The organism is Actinotignum sp. usb-actsch-rep-73, assembly GCF_059082735.1.
On the sequence record NZ_JBHNPV010000023.1, the window covers coordinates 1 to 18712 of the forward strand.

At 59.0% G+C, this 18712-nt stretch carries 14 protein-coding genes and 1 riboswitch; of the genes, 2 read left to right on the plus strand and 12 right to left on the minus strand.

The features are described from left to right. Positions 1-16: 16 nt before the first annotated feature. The 5 genes from fic to AC5RE1_RS01380 are packed head-to-tail and all read right to left on the minus strand — an operon-like array spanning position 17 to position 5244. A complete protein-coding gene (fic, locus tag AC5RE1_RS01360; protein WP_101627660.1) occupies positions 17-637 on the minus strand; it encodes a protein adenylyltransferase Fic in 621 nt (206 codons plus the stop codon). Between the two features lie 9 nt (positions 638-646). Continuing rightward, positions 647-1858, minus strand: coding sequence for a restriction endonuclease subunit S (locus tag AC5RE1_RS01365; RefSeq protein ID WP_493938226.1), 1212 nt, complete (start codon positions 1856-1858; stop codon positions 647-649). A 3-nt stretch (positions 1859-1861) separates the two neighbouring features. Continuing rightward, positions 1862-4456, minus strand: a complete 2595-nt coding sequence (locus AC5RE1_RS01370; RefSeq protein ID WP_006681518.1) for a type I restriction-modification system subunit M — start codon at positions 4454-4456, stop codon at positions 1862-1864. Next, positions 4457-5029, minus strand: a complete 573-nt coding sequence (locus AC5RE1_RS01375; RefSeq protein ID WP_006681519.1) for a DUF4357 domain-containing protein — start codon at positions 5027-5029, stop codon at positions 4457-4459. Beyond that, positions 5026-5244 (minus strand): hypothetical protein, encoded by a 219-nt coding sequence (locus tag AC5RE1_RS01380; RefSeq protein WP_006681520.1) that lies wholly within the window; start codon positions 5242-5244, stop codon positions 5026-5028. Before AC5RE1_RS01380 ends, AC5RE1_RS01375 begins: the two co-directional genes overlap by 4 nt. A 478-nt stretch (positions 5245-5722) precedes the next feature. On the opposite strand from AC5RE1_RS01380, the gene AC5RE1_RS01385 reads away from it, so the two are divergent. Then, positions 5723-8113, plus strand: coding sequence for a serpin family protein (locus AC5RE1_RS01385; protein ID WP_006681521.1), 2391 nt, complete (start codon positions 5723-5725; stop codon positions 8111-8113). A 178-nt stretch (positions 8114-8291) separates the two neighbouring features. Here the strand turns inward: AC5RE1_RS01385 and AC5RE1_RS01390 are convergent, their stop codons facing one another. The 6 genes from AC5RE1_RS01390 to guaA form a co-directional block, all read right to left on the minus strand. Beyond that, a complete protein-coding gene (locus tag AC5RE1_RS01390; RefSeq protein WP_218840336.1) occupies positions 8292-8534 on the minus strand; it encodes a hypothetical protein in 243 nt (80 codons plus the stop codon). A 309-nt stretch (positions 8535-8843) separates the two neighbouring features. Then, positions 8844-9266, minus strand: a complete 423-nt coding sequence (locus AC5RE1_RS01395) for a hypothetical protein (RefSeq protein ID WP_285084458.1) — start codon at positions 9264-9266, stop codon at positions 8844-8846. Beyond that, positions 9263-10339, minus strand: coding sequence for a 5-methylcytosine-specific restriction endonuclease system specificity protein McrC (mcrC, locus tag AC5RE1_RS01400; protein WP_179369908.1), 1077 nt, complete (start codon positions 10337-10339; stop codon positions 9263-9265). The genes AC5RE1_RS01395 and mcrC overlap by 4 nt, the downstream gene beginning before the upstream one ends. Continuing rightward, on the minus strand, positions 10336-12738 hold the full coding sequence (locus AC5RE1_RS01405) for an AAA family ATPase (protein ID WP_179369909.1): 2403 nt from the start codon (positions 12736-12738) through the stop codon (positions 10336-10338). The genes mcrC and AC5RE1_RS01405 overlap by 4 nt, the downstream gene beginning before the upstream one ends. 10 nt (positions 12739-12748) lie before the next feature. Beyond that, positions 12749-13120, minus strand: a complete 372-nt coding sequence (locus AC5RE1_RS01410) for a hypothetical protein (RefSeq protein WP_218840337.1) — start codon at positions 13118-13120, stop codon at positions 12749-12751. A gap of 61 nt (positions 13121-13181) precedes the next feature. Further along, complete coding sequence (gene guaA / locus AC5RE1_RS01415) at positions 13182-14750, minus strand: glutamine-hydrolyzing GMP synthase (protein ID WP_006681533.1); 1569 nt, start codon at positions 14748-14750, stop codon at positions 13182-13184. 345 nt (positions 14751-15095) lie between these two features. On the opposite strand from guaA, the gene AC5RE1_RS01420 reads away from it, so the two are divergent. Continuing rightward, positions 15096-16478 carry a hypothetical protein gene (locus AC5RE1_RS01420; protein WP_103633089.1) on the plus strand — a complete coding sequence of 461 codons (1383 nt, stop codon included), beginning with the start codon at positions 15096-15098 and terminating at the stop codon, positions 16476-16478. Between the two features lie 226 nt (positions 16479-16704). Here AC5RE1_RS01420 and purH read toward each other — a convergent pair whose 3' ends face one another. Next, the gene (purH, locus tag AC5RE1_RS01425) at positions 16705-18543 is read right to left on the minus strand and encodes a bifunctional phosphoribosylaminoimidazolecarboxamide formyltransferase/IMP cyclohydrolase (RefSeq protein WP_493938227.1); all 1839 of its coding nucleotides are present in this window, start codon (positions 18541-18543) and stop codon (positions 16705-16707) included. A gap of 26 nt (positions 18544-18569) precedes the next feature. After that, positions 18570-18655, minus strand: a riboswitch (ZMP/ZTP riboswitch). Between the last annotated feature and the right edge of the window lie 57 nt (positions 18656-18712).

The window sequence follows — 18712 nt, forward strand, 5'->3', positions numbered from 1 at the left end:
ATGTTTAACTCGGGTCTTATTCATTCGAAAGGCCCAAGTCTTCAGTTTTATAAACGCAATATCCCTCGTAGTGGTAGCTCGCGTCGATGCCCTTCATGAACACTTCTCGGTCGTCAATCGCCGTCGTGAGCGCAGATTTCAGGACATGCTTGATCTCAATGGCGCGAACAGGGCTTCTCTCCATGGCAAGTAGGTAGTCTTCCTTGTCTACCTTGCTCCAGTCGACAACCTCTCCCAGTTCCGTTTTAAGAATGAGGTCGAGCCAGATTCGCGTACTCCTGCCGTTTCCCTCCCTAAAAGGATGGGCGATGTTCATCTCGACGTATTTGTCCACGATCTCATCGAAGGTAGACTGGGGCATCTTTTCGATCGAATCCAAGCTTGACTTAAGATACATCAGGGGAGCGAATCGAAAACCGCCCTTAGCAATATTCACCGTGCGAATCTTGCCGGCGAATGGATAAACATCCTGAAAAAGGTACCCATGGATCTTGAACAAGCTCTCCACTGAGCCCGCAGTGAGCTTGTCGAGCAGGCCTTTTTCGAAAAGCTCAAGCGCACGTATCTTGCTGAGACGTTCTTCCTTGCGAGCAAGCTCTGCCTGATCCGTGAGACCCAATATATTCTCTAGTGCCATACGTATCTCCTAAACAAACATCTTCTCAAGGAGAGATTTCTTCACATTTTTCAGTGCGGTCAACTTACGCTGATGAAGGGTGATGAGGGAGTCGAGAGAATCCAAGACCTTGCCAATCTCAGCCTGTTCATCAACTTCGGGGAACAACAACGGCAGCAGCATGAACTCTTCTACGCTGATGCTTCTCCCGTCGCGAATGCCGTAGGTGACGACTGAAAGGCTTTCGATAAAGCGCTGGGACATGAAGCGGTGCTTCCAGAACCTGTCACTATGCATTTGAGGCTCTTTAGCTGCGAAGACAGTGTATGCAGGTGAAGTGATGCCTTCCAACGGAGAGTGCGCAAAACCTCCCTGGAACGACCTCAGATGAACCACATGGTCACCGGGTCTAACTCGTTTGTATCCTGTCTCGTTGCTTTTGTCGTGCCCAACATATCGGCCGGAATCGTCTCTCTTGATCATGCCTTGATCTTGCGTTGCAGACAAAACAGGAAGGTCCGGATAGCCTCGGTCGTCAACCGTCTCGAAGATATCGCAGGCCTTACGCTGTTCCCAAGGGTCAGTGAAACCCTTGAATCGTATTTCGGGCACAAACTCACCGGGTTTCGGAAACATCTTCTCAAGGAGAGATTTCTTCACATTTTTCAGTGCGGTCAACTTACGCTGATGAAGGGTGATGAGGCGGTCGAGACGGGAGAAGAAATCGCCGATTGCAGCCTGCTCTTCGACACCCGGAAGGCTGATTTCTTTACTGAGGAATTCTTCTTTTGTAATTCCTTTAATTGCCGAACCCTGAACCATATGAAGCTCAGAATTAAGCTTCTTGTAAATCGAATAACAAAGGAACGACGCGTCGCCTTTCAGCTCGGAAAGCGAGACAAAATCTTGGCTCGTTGTATAGGGAAAAGGCAGGTAAACGAGCTTACCAACACCGACATGAGTAACCACAGCGATAGAGTTTTTGGGGACAAGCAAGGCTGCTGATTTGTTCAGCCCTTCCGGCGTTATAGCCTTTGGGATATCGATGTCAAACAGTTCGTTTTCTACGACGTTCGAGGATTGAATCCATGGTATGACGCCACCCCAGTACTCATCATGCAATGTGCTTGGAGTGCCACCACCATAAGTTGATCCTACTGTATCCCCCAACTTACGCTGTTCCCAAGGGTCAGTGAAACCCTTGAACCTGATCTTTGGTTTTCTGCTCTCCACGTTACTCACCACTTACTCACCACCAAGGAGCTTCTGAAGCTCAGCCAGTCCGGCCATGTCGAACTCGTCTCCCACGAGGTTGTCGATCATGGTGGAAAGCTCCCTCTCGCTCGCCTCGATCTGCTCGCTGAGGTCTTTCAGCGTCGTTTCGTATTTGGAGCTGAGGGCGTCTACCTTCGAGGCCAGGTCATCAACGAGGACGCTTGGCATTCCGTACACGGCGTTTGCGAACGGCGCAATCCATTTCTTGGAGAGAAGCTCTTGGACTTGCTCGTCAGTCAACGCTTCAATGGTCTCCTTGCATGATGCATGAAGCTCGGCCCCGGCAGTCTTGATCTGACCCTTGAGCTTCTTCTGCTCATCGATGAGATCCTGGACGCGTTTCAGCGTTGCGACATAGCCCTTGAGCTCGGGATCTGTTTTGACCTCAGCAGCAAGAGCCTTCGCGAGTTTCTTGACCTCGGCGACCTTCCACGCCGCATTGTCGTCGTCGAGCGCCTCCGAGAGGGCCTCGCGCTCCTCTTCGGAGAGCTCCTCGGCGCTTTGGTCGATGTCGGACGTGCATGCGCTCAGCTGTTCTTCCAGTGCCTTGATCGCATCGGATTGATCCTTGAGCAGCGTCGCCTCGATCAGATAAAACGGGATGACGCGCCCCTCCCAGCCGTCTTGAACCTCGACTTCCTTGTTGTTCTTCTTCTTGATCACCATGTGCGGGTCAACCTTGGTGGCGGCGGACATACCTTCGGTTTGGAGCACCTCCAGGTCGAGAGATACATTCGCTGTCCATGTGTCGTCAAGCGCTTGGTATGCAGCATACGGATCGGCAAGCTCGATGCCTTCGAGAGCCTCGAACAGCTTGGAGGCGATCGACTGCTCCATCCTTGCGGCATCTACCGCGCACGGGTCGGAGACAAGCGCATCGTGGACCCAGTCGATGACGGGCTCCATGCATGCGTTGAACGACTCGCGGTACGCCACCACATCAGGATTTGCCTCAATCGCCGCACGGACGTCCTCCACAGCGGGCATCACGTACGCGCCGTCGCCCGCGAAGAGCTGGTCGCGCAGGCTCGGCCAAGCATTCCAATACCGCTCAAGCTCATCGACTTCACTAGCGGGAATCCCGCCAAACATGCTCGCATAGATGTCCCAGCTCTCGGGTCTATCCGACGAGTCCACATAGCGCGGGATGTTCAGGTTGTAGTCGTTGGAGCGGATCTCATCAAGAGAGACGAGACGGCTGAAGCCTTCGACGCTCTTACGTTCACACACGACGTCGGAGATTCGCTTGATGTCACATGCGCGCAGTTTGTTGTTCTTGCCGACCTTCTCAAAGCCCTTGGAGGCGTCCACGATCAGTACATCGGACTCGTCGCGCTTCTGGCGCAACACCATGATGATTGTGGGGATACCGGTTCCGAAGAAGATATTGGCCGGCAGGCCGATGATGGCTTGGATATGGCGGTTCTCCAACAGGTTGCGCCTGATCTGGCCCTCCTCACCACCGCGGAATAACACGCCATGGGGCAGAACGATGCACATGATGCCCTCGGGGCGCAGATGGTAGAGGTCATGCAGGAGGAATGCATAATCGGCCTTGCTTTTGGGAGCTAAACCGTATGCATAGCGCGGATCAACCTCCTTGTCGGTAGGGTCCCAGCGCTGGGAATACGGCGGGTTAGAGACAACCGCGTCCACATAGAGCGGGTTGTAAGTACCCGCGGGATCCGACTCGTCGAAGTAGGGCCAGTCATCTTCCAGGGTGTCGCCATTTCGCGCGGTGATGTTTGAGGGAAGGATGCCACGCATGATCAGGTTCATGCGTGTGAGGTTGTAGGTGTTCTCCTTGAGCTCCTGGGCGAAGTACTTGATGCCGTCCGAGCTGCCCACGCGCTTGGCGACGGCCTTACCAATGTTAATGAGCAAAGAGCCGGAGCCAGAGGTCGGGTCGCAGATGGAGATCTCGCTCTTCTCCTTGCAGTGCTCAGCCACAATCTCGCTCATGAGCTGGCTAACTTCGTGGGGCGTGTAGAACTCGCCGGCCTTCTTGCCGGCGTTCGCGGCGAAGTTGGAGATGAGGTATTCGTAGATGAAGCCCAGGACGTCGTAGTCAGCACGGCCACCCATGGGGATATCCTTGATAGTGTCCAGCAGGTCACGGATGGCCTTCGTTTGAGCGGCGGCGTTCTCGCCGATCTTGGACAGGCCGGTCTCAAGAGTCTCGAAGATACCCTCGAACACCTTCTTGTGAGCCGGGTTAATGTTGCGATTGAAGGCCGAGATGGAGGTTCGCACGTCGTCGACGGAGAACTTACGACTTGTGTCTGCGAACTCCTCGGACAGCCAGGTGGAGAAGAGGCTCTCGTGTCTGATGAAGTAGCCGATGTTCTTCCGGATGTACTCAACAGTCTCGCGGTCGTCCTCGGAAAGCGCTCGGATGTCCTCGTCCTCGAAGTCGTGCGCCTTGCACCAGCGAATCTCTGTTTCCGACAGGAACTTATAGAAGATGAAGCCCAGGATGTAGTCCTTGTACTCGTTAGCCTCGATCTTGGAGCGCATCTTGTTGGCTGACTCCCAGATCTTCGATGCGAGCTGATGCTTGTTCATCTACCCCATTCCCTTCCTGTAGACAGCTTCTAGTGTGTCGCCGCTAGTGTTTATCCATTCTGTCCAGCCGTTTCGCCTTCCGCCCAACGCGAATACGGCAGTGGCACTGGGAGAATTGAATTCGAGATTGTCTTCGAGGATCGAAGATTCCTCTTTATCAGGGCCTATCTGGGAGTGAGGAATGTTCGCGTTGTCCGTTTCGTATGAGCCGTGGGAAGTGATGGAAGAAATCGATGTTGCCTCAAGAGCGTCGAGGACACCTCTGTCGATGCTGGCCTCGTGGTCCAGGAATATGATGGCCCTGTTCCAGATTGATTTCCTTGCCTTGTGCGCGTCCAATCGGGTCACGCCTTGAGTTGTCTGGCCCGTGTAAACGCGGTTTAGGTTCCCGTGGTCTTCATCGAGAAGGTAGCAGATCCCTCGAGGCGGGATATCCGGCAACTGTTTGGCCTCTAGGAGATTATCCCTGGGGATAACGCTGGTCACCAGAGACTCACCCTCGACACGGCAGATGCGAATGCCGTCAAGATCGCCTCCGATGAGCTGCATTGTGCTGGTTTCGAGGCTAATCATCGCGTCACCTCCTCAGCCCAATCAGCAAGTTGTGCGATAAGCCCGGCTCGGACCATCGCACTGAAGTTCGTCCCTTGGAGTGCAGCTGCGGCCTTTGCAGCATCACGTAAGTTCTCGGGAAGCCTGATGGTAATGGCAACCTGCTCACCTTGTGCGAGGTATTGCTGTATTTCAGCAGGATCAGCACCATTCTTCACTAGCTCTATGTAACTCATCGAATGCTCCCGAAACATTACTTTTGCAATACAAGATATTTTAACTCAAAGCAAACACCGCACAACATCGTTAGCGCGACATTCGACGACGAACGCTTTCGAAGCCTTAGCGCGCCTTAGCGTGCGCCAGAGATTCGCGGTGCAACCTAGTAAACGAGCTGACGGAGCGGAGGAAGGAATTCGCGCCCTTCGGAATAGGGCTCCTCATGGGGCTCCTCACGCTCACGGCCTACGCCTGCTGCGCCGCCGGCGACGACAGGGATTGAGCACGGCGTAAACAACAAGCAGCAACCGAATTCATCGCCCAAAACCTCTCATAACGCGGAAGCATCCATGCTTTTTGGCATCTATAAGACGCCAACACCCACTGTCTGACATGCGCCCGTCACATACGGTGGAATAATCACGAACGAAGCAGGTCCCACGCGAGAATTACATCCCCTACAGAGAATGCAGTTCTCGAAACCAGGAGGCGAAGATGGACGACGAAATAGTCGATTCGGGCCATATGAAGAAAGGCGGCCTTTTAGACAGGTTGGTAGCCGGCGTTGCAGATGCCGCGGATGCGGGTGCAAAAGCCGTGAATGCCGGCGCCGAGGCGATCAAGGCCGGAGCAAAAAAGACCCACCAGGCATTCGGGGGCGAATACGGAGAGGTATTCGAGGGAAACCTCGTCGGCGAGGACGGCTCGTATATCATGCCGGACCCCGCGCTCGACGAGCGAGAGTTCAACGAGATTGAAACCCTCGCGAAACGCTACGAGAAGCTTACATCGCCCGGCACACTCGCGAAGGCTGGTAAGCAGATCGGCGAGGCGGTGCCCGCGCCCATGAAGGCCCTCGCCAATAAGGCTGGGAAGGCCGCGAAGGACGCTCTCAACGGGTTAACCGAGCAGGAACTTATGGCAAACGCCATCAAGGCGGCAGCAGAGGGATTCGGGGAACTCGAGAAGCAGGCGGCGAAGGCGAGCGTCAGCAGGGAGTACGTCATTTCCCGTATCAACGAGGGCAAGCAGGAACAGAAGGTCTCCTCGCTCTCCGAGATATGCCTGCTGCGCGCCTACGACGTCGCCGCAGTGTCCGCGAACGAAAGGCTGCACCACATGGGCATAGCCCTCGCCGAAGGCGGAGGCACGGGCGCCGCGGGCTTCTGGGGTCTGCCCGCCAACCTCGTCCTCAGCATGCTCATCTATTTCAGGGCCGTCCAGTCAGTCGCCATGTTCTACGGCTACGACGTCAAAGACGACCCGTCCGAGCTCGTCATCGCGAGCGAGGTGTTCAAGAGCGCCCTCGCTCCCAAGGCCAAAGTCGACGCCTCGAGCGAGTATATCGGCAAGGCCCTCGTCTACGCGGAAGCGGCAGTGGTCAAGCAGACCGCGAAGAAGGGCTGGTCGGCGATGGTCGAGCAGGGCGGCGCCGCCCTCGCGATAGCCCAGATCCGCGCGCTTGCCAACGGCGCTGCCCGCAAGGCGGTCGAGAACGGCGGCAAGAAGGCGCTCGAGGCTGGAGTGTTCAAGAAGGCGCTCACCCAGATCGGGCAGAAGATGACGCTCGAGACCGTCGGGAAGATGGTCCCCGTCATCGGCGCGGGCTTCGGGGCGCTGTTCGACAGCGCGCAGATGAAGAGAATCCTGGATTTCGCGGACCTCTTCTACCACAAGCGCTTCATCGTCGAGAAGGACCAGCGCGCCCGAGCCCTCGCGGAAAGGGGACCCGAGCCGTCAGTGTCCGATAGCCCCGCGGAGATGAAAGAAATCGCCTTGGCGCCCAGCCCAGAACAGGGGCTCGACTCCATAGCCGCACGGCTTCTCGAGATCGGTCTCAGAGACGGCAAGAGCTTCGTTTCCTCGCCCGCGTGCCTCCAGGTTGCGCTCGAGGCGCTCGCAAGGGGTGCGGAGGCGGAGACGCTCGCCGAGATCGATACGGTGCTCGGCGACGCGGATGCGCGAGAAGCCGCCCACGCCGCGCTCTTCGGTGAACCCTCTGAAAGCCTGCCTGACAACTACAGCTTCACCATCGGCACGTCAATCTGGGCCGATCCCGACCGAGCGCCGCTTCACGGATCGTACGCAGAGTCGATTAGCGATATGAATGGCAAGGCGGTCGAGGCGAACCCCGCCAGCGAAGAAGCTCATTCGCGGATGTCGAGCTGGCTCGCCGAGAACACTGGAGGCAAGTTCACTTCGGCTCCGCAGCTCGATGCCTCGACGACGCTCGCCCTCATGAGCGCGATGCGCTTCAAGGACACGTGGATCAACCGTCTGGACGATGAAGAAACGGATATGCTGTTCCATGCCGCCAGCTCCACTCCGACCGTCACGATGATGGGCGGGTTCAGCTTCTATGAAGACCTTATCAGGGAAGCGGGCGGCACCGCAGTGACCTGGCACATGGAGTCGGGAGCGCAAGCCGTGTTTGCCATGCCCGATGAAACGGCCAGCATCGAAGAGTTCATCGGGAGCGGTTCGGCGTGGAGCTTGATCTCCCGATGCCGTGATAGGAAGGGCGTCGAGCATCCCGAAGGAGGCATCGGGCTTGTCGTCCCCGAGCTCGACCTGAAGACGGAAGGCATGAGTCTCGATTCCACCATGAAGGCCATGGGAGTGCGGCGGCTCTTCTCGCCCGAGGCCCAGCTCGGCAGCCTCACCGAGGCGGACACAATGCTTGACAGGGCGATACAGAGCTCGATGCTCAAGCTCGACCCCAACGGGGCCGAGGGCGCAGCTTTCACGCTGTTTGCCTGCCGCGCTGGGGCTCTGCCGATGGACCCGCCCGAGCCCGTCAGGCTCGTCTTCAACCGACCCTTCGTGTTCGCGCTGTTCAACGATGCCGATGCGCCGCTGTTTGTCGGCGCGTACACGGGAGAATAAACCACCCGTTTAACGAATAAGGTCCCATGCTCGAGCATGGGACCTTATTCGTTTTCCTGCTTTCCGAGGTTGCTTCCACACGGTTTTCGTTTCCTCTTCTCACATCACCCACTTGAACACAGCGCGGAACAGTCAGACGAAAAAGCCCAGCGTGACCTTCAGCGCCGCCTTGAGGAACCTACCAAACCTCTTCATCGACGTCACCCCAATCTTCCTTGACCTTGCGGGCGCCCTCCTCGGCGCCCTCTTCCTTCTCTTCGGCGAGCAGCCTCGCCAGCTCGTCCGGCACGCCCGGGACCTCCGCTCTCCCCAGCGCGCGCTGCAGGTCCCTTATCTGCGACTTCAGCGGTTTTGAGGGAGGGCCTACGTGCTCGCGGTAGCAGGCGCCGATCGCGGCCGAGTCGCACAGGAAGCCGCGCACCCGGGCGAACGCCTCGTCGCCGTCGAGCAGGATGCGGCCGGGCTTGGGCGAGCTCGGCCTCCGAGGCCAGCATGAAGCGCCACCCGCGGGACCTGCGCGCCGCCGGGATGCCGTCCGCGGGCGCGTCGGCGCGCCAGTCGTCGCACACCTGATGCCAGTTCGCCGTGAGCCAGAGCCCCTTCTCGGGCTCCTCGCGCATCTCGAGCTCGAACTCCGTGAGCATGTTCGCGCCGGAGAACGGCGAGCCCTCCGTGAACGAGAGCGTGTCGAACAGCGTCGTCCTGCCGTCCTCGTACTCTATCCTCACCATCATCTCCGGCCCCTCTCCCTGCGCTGGTCCTGCCTGGCCCGCTGCCGCTCGGCGGTGATGATGCGCTGCTGCTCGTCCCCTCTGCGGCCCTCGCGTGGGTTGCCGCCGGCATCGACGCACCCGCCATCGTCCCCGTAGCGGGTCTTGAGCGGCATGAGCCCGTTCTCGGCCATGTAGGCGCGCGCAGCCTCGAGGCGGCGGTACCCCTCGCCACCCGCCTGGCCGCGCCGCTCCAGCGTCGCCATACTGAGCCCGAACTCCTCGATGGACTCGACGTCGAACTTCGCGCAGGTCTCGAGCGCCGAGGAGAGCCTGCTCAGCTCCGAGAGGTCGTTGAGCTCGAGGGCGCGCTCGGCGGAATCACGCAGATTTGCCACCAGCTCGTCAATTTCAGCCGCATTGGTTGTTCCCGCTTCACTCATACCGCAATCGTCTCCTTCACGAAGTGCGCCTCGGCTATGCCGTCGAGCTGGGCGCGGATGGCCTCGAACGGCTGGTTCAGGTCGAGCGTCTTCGCGCTTATCCGGTTGCCGCTCATCTGGTAGGTGTTGTCCGGCTGGATTTCCTCATCGGTCTTGGCGTAGAGCAGCATGCCGGAGACTTCGTGTGGCACACCCGCCCGCTCAAGTTCCGCCTCCTTGTTCTTCACATAGGTGAAGATCTGGTACAGGTTGCCGGAGTGGATGGTATGGACATCCCAGCTCTCCTGCGTCGAGTGCGTGTAGTACTTCGCGTCGATGATGAGGATGCGGTTGTCCCGGCTGAGTACGATGTCGCTCTGCATGGTTGGCAGCATCGTCCCGAAGCCGTCATCGAGAGCCCACTTGATCTGCGGCGAGCTCGCATCGGCAATACGGCACTCGGCGGCATAGTACTCGAGGATGAACTTCTCGTAGAGGCGTTCCATGTATTTCGGTTTGATGTAGGTCATGAGGCGCATCTCGCCGCGCTCGCTCGTCAGCAGCATCCCCTGCAGCACGAGCTGGCACACCGACAGCAGCATGCGGTAGCTCTGCGTGTTGCGCGTGAATCGGATGGAAGACCAGCGGATGGCCGAAGGATCCACCTCTTCGACGCCCGTGAAGAACAGCATCCGCTTCTTCAGCTCGTCGCGGTGCTCGGCGCTCACGTTGCCGTGGCGCAGCAGGATCATCGACGTTGTCTTGAGCACCTGGTTCAGCAGATTGTCCTCGGAAAGCTCGTCGAACTCGCATGAGACGACCTGCCTGTGGGCGAGCCGGTTCCTCAGCGTACCGGGCATGTTGACCTTGCCGCGAAGCGAGGTGAGGTCTTCGGCGCGGTTCAGGTACTCGCGATGCAGCCCCTGCTTGAGCTGGCGGGCTATGCCCTTCGCGAGAATCATCGCGAGCAGGTCGTGGATGCGCTCGAACTCCTCGCCCGCGACGTCGTCCTCGCGGTCGGGTCGCAGGTCTTGGAAGGCGTAGGAGAGCATATAGTAGACGTTCTTGATGAATATGCTCTTGTCCTTGATCATCGCTGGAACACCCCGTGCATAACGTTTTCCCAACGCTTGACCTTGGCCTCGTCGTCGAACCAGTACTCGGAGAGCATGGGTAGGATGTCGTAGTCCACGACCTCCTGCAGCCACTCCTCATCGCACGCGTCGCGCCCGCAGAAATAGCTGTGGCCGATGCAGAATCCCGCGCCAAGAGACTTGTCTCGGGCGATTTCCGCATTGAGCTCCTTCACTTTGGCAATCAGCTCGTCGAACGTCTCGTTGTCTAAAGCCTTCTGGTAGGCGGCGAAACCCTCCGAGTCGAAGCCCGGCTCCATCTCGAAGAACGAGAAACGACGGCGCAGCGCGTAGTCGATCATCGCAAGCGAGCGGTCGGCGGTGTTCATCATGCCGATGATGTAGAGGTTCTCCGGCACGCTGAAGGGCAGCCCGTTGTAGGCGAGTGTCGCCTTGTGCCCACGGTAGTCCCGCTCGATGAGCATCAGCAGCTCGCCGAATATCTTGGACATGTTGCCACGGTTGATCTCGTCGATGATGAAGAAGAAGTCCTTGTCCGGGCGGTTTGCGGCCTTCTGGCAGAAGCGGTAGAACACCCCGTACTTCATCTCGAACGTCTCACCAGCGGGCTTGTAGCCCATCATGAAGTCCTCGTAGGAGTAATTCTGGTGGAACTGCACGAACTCGATGCGGCTGTCGTCCTTCTCGCCCATTATCGACCATGCCAGCCGGTTGGCGGCGAAGGTCTTACCCACGCCCGGAGCGCCCTGAAGGATGACGTTCTTCTTGTTCCTGAGCACTGCGACGAGGTGGCGGTACCGCTCCTCCGTCATGTAGACCTCCTCGAGGAAGTCGTCGGGCGTGTACGTCTCGACGGCCTTCTCGTCGGCGATGGGGTTCTCCTCGCGGATGAGGTCGAGGATGAAGTCGTACTCGCCGGGGGTAAGCTTGAAGAGGCTACCCTGCGGGTTGACGAAGTACTCCATCTTCTCGAGCTCGGGGCAGTCGTGCAACGTCTGGTAGTCGATGGGCGTTGCAAGCCCCTCTACCTTCTCGAAGTAGAGCTGCTCGCCATCTTGCTCGGACGTTATCTTGGCGATGGCCACGACCTGCTTCACGGGGTTGGACTCGTAGCCGATGACCATGTCACCGGCCTTGGCATCGAGGAAGTTCTGGAAGATGCGGCGCTTGTTGCCGTTCTCGTTGTAGAGGGTGTACGACTTCACCTCGCCGACCGGCAGCCCCGAGAAGCTCCAAATCTTGGGGTTGGCGTTGAGCCACCAGTAGCCCCTCGCGCCCTCGCCCTCGGAGGCGGCGACGAACAGAGCGACGCCATCGGTGTCGAAGCGTCCGAGCGCCTCGGACAGCTCGTCGCGCAGCCGCCAGATGTAGCTGCCCTCCTCGTCCTTCTCGGCGTGCCTGCCGGTGTAGAGCACCGGCCACCACTTGGAGTTCGTGGTGTCGCCCTGCATCACAGGGCATCCAGTCTTGTCCACAACGCGCTTGGCGAGCGCCACCGAACCGGACAGGTAGAAGTTGCTTGACTCGCCATACTTCACCGAGAGCTGCTTGCACGAGGCAAGGCCGCCGTAGTCCTTCAGGCGCTTTACTATCTCGAGACTGCCCTCGGTGAACACGGCCTCGTCGCCGAGCAACGCCAGCCATTCGTCCGAGGTGAGGCCGGGGTCGTACTCGTCCTTGGAGGGGAACCAGTCCGCCGCCGACGCGCCCTTCTGGTTTCCCGAGACGTAGCGGCTGATGTAGAAGCCCACGTCGATGGTGAGCGTGCGCAGCTGCGGGTCTGGGTAGCACTCGGACGTGAGCTGTGAGCGCAGCATGGCGCTAAGCTCGTCGTCCTTCTGCAGCTCCTCGCACAGCTCATCGTAGAACGCGAGGTGGCTGCGCACGTTGTCGGCGTAGGCACCCTTCTTGAAACGATAGCTCGCGTCGAGTCCGTCCGCCGCCTTCTTGACCTCGCCGAACTTGTAAATGTAGTACCTGTCCGGGTAGCGCAGCCACAGGTAGGTGGTGATGGCGTTCTCGTACTGGTAGTGCTGACCTGCGCCGTTGCCGTACTTCTCCAGCAGCGTGGTCGACCCCTGCTTGAACGCCTCTATGCGCTCGTAATAGTCTACGCTCTCGTCGAAGAGTGCGATGAACATCGACCGCACCTCCTCGGGCGCGGTGTTGGCGAAGTTCACAATCATCCGCGCCGGGAAGTTGTTCATCGATGCGAGCAGGTTGTAGGTCTTGGACAGCGACCGCTCGAGCATGCCTGCGAAGTCCGGCGCGTTCACGTCCCAGTTGTCCTGGAAGTGCTTCACGGCCTCCCACTTATACCGCTCGTTTCCCCATTGGGTGGCGACGAAGTCCCTTTTGTACTCTACGAGCACCTCTTTAAGTCGGAATGCATCGAACATGGCTAGCTCCTTACGCGCTTCTCAGGCTCTGGTATATCTCGTCGGTGAAAATGCCCAGAACCTGCCTCTTTATCTCGTCGTTGCTCAGCAGCAGCGAGAAGAAGTCCTGATTCTGCGAAAGCCCCTCGATGAGGGCGTCGTCGATGTCGTCGAAATAGGAGAACTCGAAGTCTTTCACCGTGTTATTCTTCGCGGACGCCTTGAGCTTTTCGGACTTGAGCAGAAGGTCGCGGATTTGCAGCATAGCCTTTACGGCAACGTCGTTGTCGTAGGACTTGCCGGTGCGACTGTTGATCTCGGCGATGATCTGCGAGAGCCGTTCCTCCTTGGCCTCGCTCAGCTCGAAAGCCTCCGTTGCTGGCGGCTTTGCTATGACTTTCATACGAAACGAAACTCAGGAGTACAGTGCGGCACTCAAAAGTGCAGGCCAGAACCCTATCAGCCTACTCCCACTCGATCGTTGCCGGCGGCTTGGACGTCACGTCCAGCACCACGCGGTTCACTTCAGCAACCGAGTTGGTGATGCGCGTCGAGATCTTCGCCAGCACGTCGTACGGCAGGCGGGTCCAGTCTGCGGTCATCGCGTCTTCCGAAGAAACGGGACGCAGGACGATCGGGTGGCCATAGGTGCGACCATCACCCTGAACACCCACGGAACGAACATCTGCAAGCAGAACGACCGGGCACTGCCAGATTTCAGAATCGAGGCCAGCAGCAGTCAGCTCTTCGCGAACAATCAGGTCAGCTGCACGCAGGATGTCGAGGCGTTCCTTCGTGACCTCGCCGATGATGCGAATACCGAGGCCCGGGCCCGGGAAGGGCTGGCGCTCAACCAGGTAGTCGGGCAGACCGAGCTCGCGACCAACAGCGCGGACCTCGTCCTTGAACAGCGTGCGCAGGGGCTCAACGAGCTCGAACTTCATGTCGTCGGGCAGGCCACCAACGTTGTGGTGGCTCTTGATGTTTGCTGCGCCCTCGCCACCGCCGGATTCGACAACGTCCGGGTACAGGGTGCCTTGAACGAGGAACTTGACCTCGCCACCTTCCGCACCGATCTGTTCAATGACCTGCTTCTGAGCAGCCTCGAATGAGCGAATGAACTCACGACCGATGATCTTGCGCTTGGTTTCCGGATCGGAAACGCCCGCGAGCGCGCTGAGGAATCGTTCGGATTCATCGCAGGTCACAACGCGGATGCCCATGCCTCGCGCATAGTCGCCTTCGACCTGTTCGCGTTCGCCCGCGCGGAGCAGACCGTGGTCGATGAAGAAGCAGGTGAGCTGGTCACCGACTGCCTTGTGAACCAGCGCTGCTGCCACGGAAGAGTCAACACCGCCGGAGAGCGCGCAGATCACCTGAGCGTCGCCAACCTGCTTGCGGATCGCCTCGACCTGTTCGTCAATGATGGAGCCTGCGGTCCATGAGGGTTCCAGTCCAGCGCCTTCGTAGAGGAAGTTCTTCAGAGCGTCCTGGCCACACTGCGAGTGGCCGACCTCGGGATGCCATTGCAGACCGAACAGCTTGCGAGAGCGATCTTCGAACGCTGCAACCGGGGTTTCGGAGGTGGATGCGGTGACCTCGAACCCTTCGGGAGCCGCCTGGACTGCATCACCGTGGCTCATCCACACGACCTGGTCAGCGGGAGTGCCAGCGAAGAGGCAGGACGAGGTGCCGACGGAAGCGTCCGTATGCCCGTATTCGCGGGTGCCAGTGCGACCGACGGTTCCTCCGAGGACAGCGGCCATTGTCTGGAAGCCGTAGCAGATACCAAGCAACGGAACACCGGCATCAAAGATTGCGGGGTCAATCGACGGAGCGCCCTCTTCGTACACGGAGGACGGGCCACCCGACAGGATGATCGCTGCCGGGTCCTTCGCCAGCATGTCGGCGACCGACATGGTGTGAGGAACGATCTCAGAGTAAATGGAGGCTTCACGAACGCGACGGGCGATCAGCTGCGCGTATTGTGCGCCAAAATCAACGACGAGGACGGGGCGAGGAGTTGAATTCATGGCTCAATCGTACCTGCCGCTCGTCAGCGAAACGACCCGCGCGAGCGTTCAACGCGTCTCAACCCGCTCCCCACCACCGCGCTTGTTCACCAATCCCACCCCACTCACCACCCCGCTTGTTCACCAATCCCACCCCACTCACCACCGCGCTTGTTCACCAATCGCCACTCAAAAATACGAGGCTGTGCGTCCCCGTCTCGCTCCCCATCCGGTGAACAAGCGCGGCCAAAAACCCACAGATGCTTGAACAAGCGCGGTCAATGAAGCCCGTTCAAGCACCTCGTTTCTTGAACAAGCGCGGTCGGTTGAGCGCAAGAAAACCTAGAGGTACGACACAATAGACTCATGCCTGCCAACGACCACCAGATGCCAGCCTTCGGCGCTTTCATGCTCGAACGTGGCAAACACGGCAGTCATAAACGCTTCCCGGACGGTCGCAAGCTTTCCAACGCAGAGCGTCAAGCGCTCCCACTCATCGCGGAATTAAACGCTCCCCTGCAAGTGGCTCGAGACCAGATCGCCAGCATCGCTCACTCCCGAGACGTCCCATGGTTGATCGATCAGTTCCTCAGCCCCGTCGCACTCGCCTCGAAGAAGCGCGTAAAGCTTCCAAACTGGAACCTCCTCTTGAAAGCAGTTGCGCACATCGAAGGAGCATTTGATGCCCAAGACCCCACGATTGCTCCGGCCCACACCCCAGATGTTCCACGTAAGAAACTGCTGGCCGGCCTCGTGAACTGGGCCGAGGCAACCCGAACGAGAGCCAGCGACCCACGCTGGGGCGACATCGACGGCCAGCCTGTCACGCACGCGCAATTTGTTGCTTGGCGAGCGTCAACGGCACGGCAGGAGCTTGCAGTCATCCCTCACCTCGAAGTACCCGCACCATTCGCTCACGCCTTGGAAATCGTGCAGGCATGGGACACCGTGCTTGCTGATCGCGGTTATGTTGGCGAGCAGTTTTCTCTGCGTGAAGAGGTTGTTCGACTGCACAACTGGCCGGGCGATCAGTGGGTTGACGGCGACGACTATGCTTCGGCGCAAAAGCGTTTTCACCGTCGCTTGAAGAAGGCGCGCAAGCTCGCCGATGATCCGGTGCGCGACGCGGTAATGCAACGCGCTCTTTACCTGCGCGAGGGGCTCCTCCTTGATGGAGTTGACCCGTTACAATGGTTCCTTGCAGTTTGTAAGTTCCGCTGGTCTGCGCCGGATATGCTCGACGTCCGCCCGGAGATTTTTACGTGGAAACTCGCCGAACAGCTCGCTCATCTTGCCGGAGCTCCGGGGCACGATGATCAGTCGGCAAGTATCGACCTGTCGACGCTGACCGTGAATGACCCGCGCGAATTGGGGCAAGGTAACCTGCGTGCAGTCAGCGGCCCGCGGATCATGATCGACTTGGATGAAGATGTTGTGACAGCGCTTCCACCAGGGTGCCGAGTACGACGTTTCATCGTTTCGGGGCAGTCTGCTCTGGGCCCGGATTGGACCGTGTATTGGGTTGATTCAGAACGCGGGGATGCGCGCGTTATCTTGGATCTCGTCGAGTCCGAGAAGCTGCACCCGAACGTCATCTTCGTCTCCGACGGACAGCCTGACGACCTGGCGAATCTACTGCGCCCATTCTTGGAAGTCGCTTTCGAGATTCCCACGAACCCTCTGACTGCGCACAGTCACATCCCGGGCGTCATGCCACTCTTCCCCGAACATCCAGACGCGGGGCTGTAGCTTCGAGCCTGATTTCAGGGTGTCAGAGGCTCAAAAAGAGGCACCACAGTCTCTCGGTTCCGCGTGCTCTAGGTGTTCCTTGCAACTCGCCACTTTACCGCGCTTGTTCACCTTTCCTTCGCACACGGCAGTGTACTCAGATGAAATTCCCCCTGCCGGAGCGTTCCAGCAGGGGGATAATCAGTGGACGATGTCGCCGTTTCCAACAACCTCGCCGAAATGCAGGTCAGTGTGCGAAGTGGCGCGTGCCCGTCATGTACATCGTGATGCCAGCAGCCTTCGCAGCTTCGATGGATTCTTCGTCGCGGACGGATCCGCCAGGCTGGACGACAGCCTTCACGCCGGCATCAATCAGGACCTGCAGGCCATCAGCGAAGGGGAAGAACGCATCGGATGCGGCAACCGCGCCGATGGAACGCTGCTCAGTTTTTGCGCCAAGAATGTCTTCTGCGCGCGCACCGCCAGCGGACTGAATATCTGCGCCCGCATCCTTGGCCGCGTCACCGGTAGAGCGACCTCCCAGCGTGTTTGCGCGTTCGACTGCAAGCTTGCAGGAATCAACGCGGTTGACCTGTCCCATACCGACGCCGACCGAAGCCTCATCCTTAACCAGCAGGATCGCGTTAGAGCGGACGGCGCGAACCGTGCGCCATGCGAACTCAAGGTCAGCTAGGGTTGTAGCATCCGCGGCTTCACCTGCGACGAGCGTCCAGTTTGCCGGATCGTCGCCGACTGCATCGATGTCATCGCGGTCCTGAACCAGCAGGCCACCAGAAATCTGCTTGAACTCTCTGGCACCGACTGCCAGCGGAGCAACTTCCAGGACACGCAGATTCTTCTTCGCAGACAGGACCTCGAGCGCACCCTCGTCGTATCCGGGGGCCAGCACAACCTCGGTGAAGATCGGGACGATCTGCTTAGCCAGTTCAACGGTGACCGGGCGGTTCACGGCGATCACGCCACCGAATGCGGAGACGGGGTCACACGCGTGCGCCTTGCGATGTGCCTCGGCGACGTCGTCGGCAACGGCGATACCGCAGGGGTTCGCGTGCTTGATGATGGCGACGCAGGGGCGCTCGTGGTCGTAGGCGGCGCGCAGAGCAGCGTCACCGTCGGTGTAGTTGTTGTAGCTCATTGCCTTGCCATGCAGCTGGCGAGCATTGGCGATGCCGGGCAGAAGCTCGTTTTCGTCGAGGTCTTCTTCGTCGGCAATCTCGCGGTACACGGCAGCGTTCTGATGCGGATTCTCACCGTAGCGCAGGGAGTCAACGCGTTCGAAAGCATCGGCGACGAACGCCGGCATTTCGCCTTCTTCGTCGTCAGCTTCGACGATTTCTTCGGCTTCCCCGTCGATGGCAAACCCGAGGGACTCAAGGAACGCAGCATCGGAAGCGTCGAGGTGGGTTTCGCAGGCCTCGTCCAATTCGTCGCGTACATCGTCCAGATCGAGCTGATCGGCAAACCAGCCGGAGATGGCCAGATCGTAAGTTGCGGTATGTGCGAAGGCGCGTGCTGCCAGTTCGCGACGCTGTTTCAGCGTGAAACCTTCAGCCCGGGCAGCTTCAATAACCGCAGCGTAGGAATCGGGCGAGGTCACGACTGCAACCGACGGATGGTTCTTCGCCGCTGCACGCACCATGGACGGGCCACCGATATCAATCTGCTCGACGCATTCGTCGAAGTTACCCCCGCCGGCAACCGTCTGAGCGAACGGGTAGAGATTGCAAATAACCAGGTCAAATGCCTTCACGCCGAGTTCACTGATCTGCTCGCGGTGGTCAGCCTTGCGCTGATCAGCAAGAATGCCCGCGTGAATCATCGGGTGAAGGGTTTTCACGCGACCTTCGAGGACCTCGGGGAAACCGGTGACGTCGTCAACGGGGGTAACCGGGACGCCAGCTTCTGCGATCTTCGCGGCGGTCGAGCCGGTGGAAACAATTTCAACGCCAGCGCCAGCAAGTGCGGTGGCAAGCTCAATCAGACCGGTCTTGTCATAGACGGAAATAAGAGCGCGGGTAATGGGGCGGACGTCAATAGCTTCGAGATTGTCCAGGCGAACGGACATGGGTTCCTCCAGTAATGGTTGATCATGCCCGGCGCCCAGGCGGGCGACGCCTCACGGGTACTTCGGGTTGCTCCCCGGTGGTGATCCACCCTCGCCAGTTGCAACCTACGGCGATCGTATCCCGTAGCGCGTGTGCGTTCCAAGCAGGTCCAGTGAGGGATTCGCCCCA

Bases quoted from the DNA above. Each gene is read 5' to 3' on its own strand.
- fic (WP_101627660.1), bottom strand. From the start codon at position 637: ATGGCACTAGAGAATATATTGGGTCTCACGGATCAGGCAGAGCTTGCT.
- AC5RE1_RS01370 (WP_006681518.1), bottom strand. From the start codon at position 4,456: ATGAACAAGCATCAGCTCGCATCGAAGATCTGGGAGTCAGCCAACAAG.
- AC5RE1_RS01375 (WP_006681519.1), bottom strand. From the start codon at position 5,029: ATGATTAGCCTCGAAACCAGCACAATGCAGCTCATCGGAGGCGATCTT.
- AC5RE1_RS01380 (WP_006681520.1), bottom strand. From the start codon at position 5,244: ATGAGTTACATAGAGCTAGTGAAGAATGGTGCTGATCCTGCTGAAATA.
- AC5RE1_RS01385 (WP_006681521.1), top strand. From the start codon at position 5,723: ATGGACGACGAAATAGTCGATTCGGGCCATATGAAGAAAGGCGGCCTT.
- AC5RE1_RS01395 (WP_285084458.1), bottom strand. From the start codon at position 9,266: ATGAGTGAAGCGGGAACAACCAATGCGGCTGAAATTGACGAGCTGGTG.
- mcrC (WP_179369908.1), bottom strand. From the start codon at position 10,339: ATGATCAAGGACAAGAGCATATTCATCAAGAACGTCTACTATATGCTC.
- AC5RE1_RS01405 (WP_179369909.1), bottom strand. From the start codon at position 12,738: ATGTTCGATGCATTCCGACTTAAAGAGGTGCTCGTAGAGTACAAAAGG.
- AC5RE1_RS01410 (WP_218840337.1), bottom strand. From the start codon at position 13,120: ATGAAAGTCATAGCAAAGCCGCCAGCAACGGAGGCTTTCGAGCTGAGC.
- guaA (WP_006681533.1), bottom strand. From the start codon at position 14,750: ATGAATTCAACTCCTCGCCCCGTCCTCGTCGTTGATTTTGGCGCACAA.
- AC5RE1_RS01420 (WP_103633089.1), top strand. From the start codon at position 15,096: ATGCCTGCCAACGACCACCAGATGCCAGCCTTCGGCGCTTTCATGCTC.
- purH (WP_493938227.1), bottom strand. From the start codon at position 18,543: ATGTCCGTTCGCCTGGACAATCTCGAAGCTATTGACGTCCGCCCCATT.